The 3,836-nt window shown below is 76.1% G+C and carries 3 protein-coding genes; all 3 read right to left on the bottom strand.

Translation table 11 applies throughout. The features are described from left to right. A partial coding sequence (locus ACFV4N_RS41095) for a beta-ketoacyl synthase N-terminal-like domain-containing protein (RefSeq protein ID WP_499678104.1) occupies positions 1 to 2,100 on the bottom strand: 2,100 nt, incomplete at its 3' end. A gap of 4 nt (positions 2,101 to 2,104) precedes the next feature. Further along, complete coding sequence (locus ACFV4N_RS41090) at positions 2,105 to 2,434, bottom strand: acyl carrier protein (RefSeq protein WP_499678103.1); 330 nt, start codon at positions 2,432 to 2,434, stop codon at positions 2,105 to 2,107. After that, positions 2,431 to 3,836, bottom strand: a 1,406-nt coding sequence (locus ACFV4N_RS41085) for a condensation domain-containing protein (RefSeq protein WP_499678102.1), incomplete at its 5' end; no start/stop codon positions are given. The genes ACFV4N_RS41090 and ACFV4N_RS41085, both read right to left, overlap by 4 nt.

Genomic DNA, 3,836 nt, shown 5'->3' with positions numbered 1-3,836 from the left:
GTGCACGTTGACCAGCACGTCGAACCGCTTCTGGATCTTGAGCACCATCTGCACCGACAGCAGCGACGAGCCGCCGAGCGCGCCGAACTCGTCGTCCAGGCCGACCCGGTTGCCGCCGAACAGGTCGCGCCAGATCTCCAGCAGGCCCTGCTCGACGTCGTCGGCACCGGTCACGGGCTCGTCCGAGGTCGACGCCGACGACGTCGCCGCCGACGGCACGGCCGCGCACGCCGGGGCGGGCGTGGCGTGCAGCGCCGGGTACCGGTCCAGGGCCCAGGCGCGGCGGCGCGGCAGCGGGTAGGCGGGCAGCGGCACGCGGCGGCCGGTGCCGTCGGACAGCGCGGCCCAGTCCACCTCGACGCCGTTGAGCCAGGCGTCGGTGATCGCCTCGTCCGCGTCCGCCCGCGCGGACACCACGTGGGTGTTCGGCGGCGGGTTGTCCTCGGGACCGGCGACGACCTCGACGTCCCGCCCGAAGGCGAGCGCGAAGCGGTCGAGCACCGCCCGGTCCGCGCCCTCGGCGTGGGTGACCAGCGCGCGGCGCGGGGTGGCGCGGACCGTGCGCACCGCCGGGGGCCGGGGCAGCCGCAGCGCGGCAGCCAGCCCGCCGGTGGGCGCGCTGACCACGCGGCGCTCCGGGAACGCCTTGCGGCCCACGCGCAGCGTGTGGGCGACGTCCGCCGCCGCGTCCGGGTCCAGCTCGTCGGCGAGCCGCTTGGACATCGCGTCCAGCTCGGTGCGGGTCCGCGCGGACAGCACCAGCCGCACGACGCCGTCCGCGCGGGCGGCGGGCCGGGTCGGGGCGGGCGGCGGGGCGAGCACGGCGGCGACGTTCGTGCCGCCCAGGCCCATCGAGTTGACCAGCACGTGCCGGTCGCGGTCGGTGGTCGCGCCCGCCTCGGTGGCGATGTGGAACGGGCTCTCGGCCAGCAGGCCCGGGTCGCGGGGCCGCTCGAACATCGGGTGGGCGGGCAGCGTGCCGGTCTGGGCGATGCGGACCGCCTTGATGAACCCGGCGATGCCCGCGGCGGGACCGGTGTGCCCGATGTTGGCCTTCACCGTGCCCAGCGAGCAGAAGCCGGTGCGCGAGGTGCTGGCGCGCAGCCCCTCGGTCAGGCCGCGCAGCTCGATGTGGTCGCCCAGCGAGGTGCCGGAGCCGTGCGCCTCGACGTAGCGCAGCTCGTCCGCGCTCACGCCCGCCACGCGCAGCGCGCCGGAGACGACCTCGGCCACGCCGACCGGGTTGGGCGCGGTGAAGCCGGACCGGTCGGCGCCGTCGTTGCCGACCGCGCTGCCCTTGACCACGGCGAGCACGTGGTCGCCGTCGGCCAGCGCGTCGGACAGCCTGCGCAGCGCCACCACGCCCACGCCGGAGCTGAACGAGGTGCCGGTCGACCTCGCGTCGAAGGCGCGGCAGAAGCCGTCGGCGGACATGAGGCCGCCGGGCTGGTACCGGTAGCCCGCGATCGGCTCCAGCACGGTCGCGCCGCCCGCGAGGGCGATGTCGCACTCGCCGGACAGCAGGCTCAGCGTCGCGTAGTGCACCGCGTACAGCGAGGACGAGCAGGCGGTCTGCACGCCGACCGTCGGGCCGCGCAGGCCCAGCTTGTAGGCCACCCGGGAGGGCAGGAAGTCGCCCAGCCCGCCCAGGTGCAGGTCCACGTCGTCGATGGCCGCGGCCATGCCCTCGGCCTGCGCCTTGGCCGCGAACAGCACCGAGGTGTAGGTGCTCTGCGCGCCGCCCGCGAACACGCCGACCACGGGGCCGCCGGGCCGGGGCGCGTGCCCGGCCGTCTCCAGGGCCTCCCACGAGGCCTCCAGGAAGACGCGCTGCTGCGGGTCGACCAGCTCCGCCTCGGTGGGCGGGTAGCCGAAGAAGTCGGCCGCGAAGTCGGCGTGGCCCGGCAGGGTGGTCCCGACCTTGACGAAGTCGGGTTCGGCCAGCATCGCCTCGGTGACGCCGGCGGCGAGCATCGCCTCGCGCGGCAGCTCCCGCAGCGAGACCGCGCCGTCCTCCAGGTTGCGCCAGAAGTCCCGGGGGGTCCAGGCGTCCGGGAACCGCAGGCCGATCCCGATGACCGCGATGTCGGTGTCGCTCATCGGGTCACTCCCCCCGGCCGTCGCGGCGGGCGCGGCCGAGCAGGCCGCGGCGGTTGGTGGCGCCCAGCTCGACCAGCTCGCGCGGGGCGGCGGGCGAGGTGAGCAGCTCGACCTGGGCCAGCACGGTGCTGTGCTGGAACAGGTCGGCGGCCTCCAGCTCGCGGTCGGTCATGCCGTTGAGGCGCTCCAGCAGCACGATGAGCAGCAGCGAGTCGCCGCCCACCTCGAAGAAGTTGGCGTCGTCCGGCACCGTCGTGCGGTCCAGCACCTCGGCCCAGGCCTGCCGGACCCCCTCGGTGACGGCCGCGAGGTCGGTGGTGGTGTGCGGGTTCACTTGCGGATCTCCTTGAGTGCTGGCGCGTCGAGGTCGACGGCGAGGTCGTTGGCCGCGGCGGTCACCGAGGCGAGCAGGCCGGCCGCGGTGCCGGGGTCGAACAGTCCGGTGGCGCAGGAGGCGACCAGTTCCACCCGGTCGGGCAGGTCCGTGGCCACGAGCTCGAACTCGTACTTGATGTGCGGCGGCTCCGGCGGCAGGTGGCGGGCCGCGATGCCCGGTCCCAGGTCCGGCGGGGACGCGGGCGCGGGCAGCGCCGTGGTGTAGACGGGGGTCACCGGCGGCCGGCTCAGGTCGCGGCCGGGGTGCAGCGCGGCGGCGATCGCGTCGAACGGCACGTCGGCGTTGCGGTAGCAGGCGGTGCTGTGGTCGCGGACGCGGACCAGCAGCTCCCGCCAGGTCGGCTCGTCGCGCAGGTCGACCCGCAGCACGAGGGTGTTGATGAACATGCCCACCGCGTCCGCGCTGCCCGCCCGGTCCCGGCCGGCCCAGGGGAAGGCGAACAGGAAGTCGCGCTGGTCGCCGCGGCGGGCCAGCGCCACCGCGAGCAGCGCGGCGGTGGTCATGAACGTGGTGCAGCCCAGCTCCGCGCCCGCCCGTCGCAGCGCGGCGGTGACGTCCGGGTCGAGCAGCGCGGTGGTGGTGAAGCCCTCGGTGGACTGCACGGCCGGTCGCGGCCGGTCGCGGGGCAGCTCGACGTCCGTGGGCGCGCCGCGCAGGGCCTCGACCACCTCCGCGATCCGCTCCTCGCCCACCGGCTCCTCCGCCAGCGCGGCCGGGTGCACCGGCTCGGGCAGGTCGCCCTCGCCCCGGTAGGCGGCGGCGATCTGCTCGGCCAGCACCTGCTGCGACCACCCGTCGGTGACGATGTGGTGCGCGGTGAGCACGAGGACGACGCGGTCGTCCAGCACGACCAGCTCGGCCCGCGCGGGCGCGTCGACCGCGAGGTCGAACGGCGTCCAGCAGGCGTCGGCGAGGAGGTCGGCCACCTCGTCTGCGCCCCACCCGGCGGCGTCGGTCACCACGACCTCGGGCGGCGCGCCGTCGGTGCGGTAGAACACCTTGCGCTGCTTGGCGTCCAGCGCGAACCGGGAGCGCAGGGCCGGGTGGCGGCCCAGGACCAGCTCCACGGCGCCGCGCAGGGCGTCGAGGTCGACCTCGCCGGTGAACTCGGTGAGCACCGGCGCGAGGTAGGCCGTCCGCAGCGCGGAGACCTTGTCCATGAACCAGAACCGCTGCTGCACCGGCGTGGCGGGGAAGCGGCCGTCCGCCGCCGGGCCGGCGGCGCGCTCGGGCTCGGGCGCGCCGAGCAGGGCGGCGAGCCCGGCCACGGTCGGGTCGGCCAGGAAGTCCCGCAGCGCCGCCCGCGTGCCGGCCAGCATCTTCACCGCGAGCAGCGAGT

It is taken from the genome of Actinosynnema sp. NPDC059797 (assembly GCF_042732085.1).
Taxonomy (GTDB): domain Bacteria; phylum Actinomycetota; class Actinomycetes; order Mycobacteriales; family Pseudonocardiaceae; genus Actinosynnema.
The sequence above is the reverse complement of the archived record's forward strand: the minus strand, read 5'-3'. Positions and strand labels throughout refer to the sequence as shown.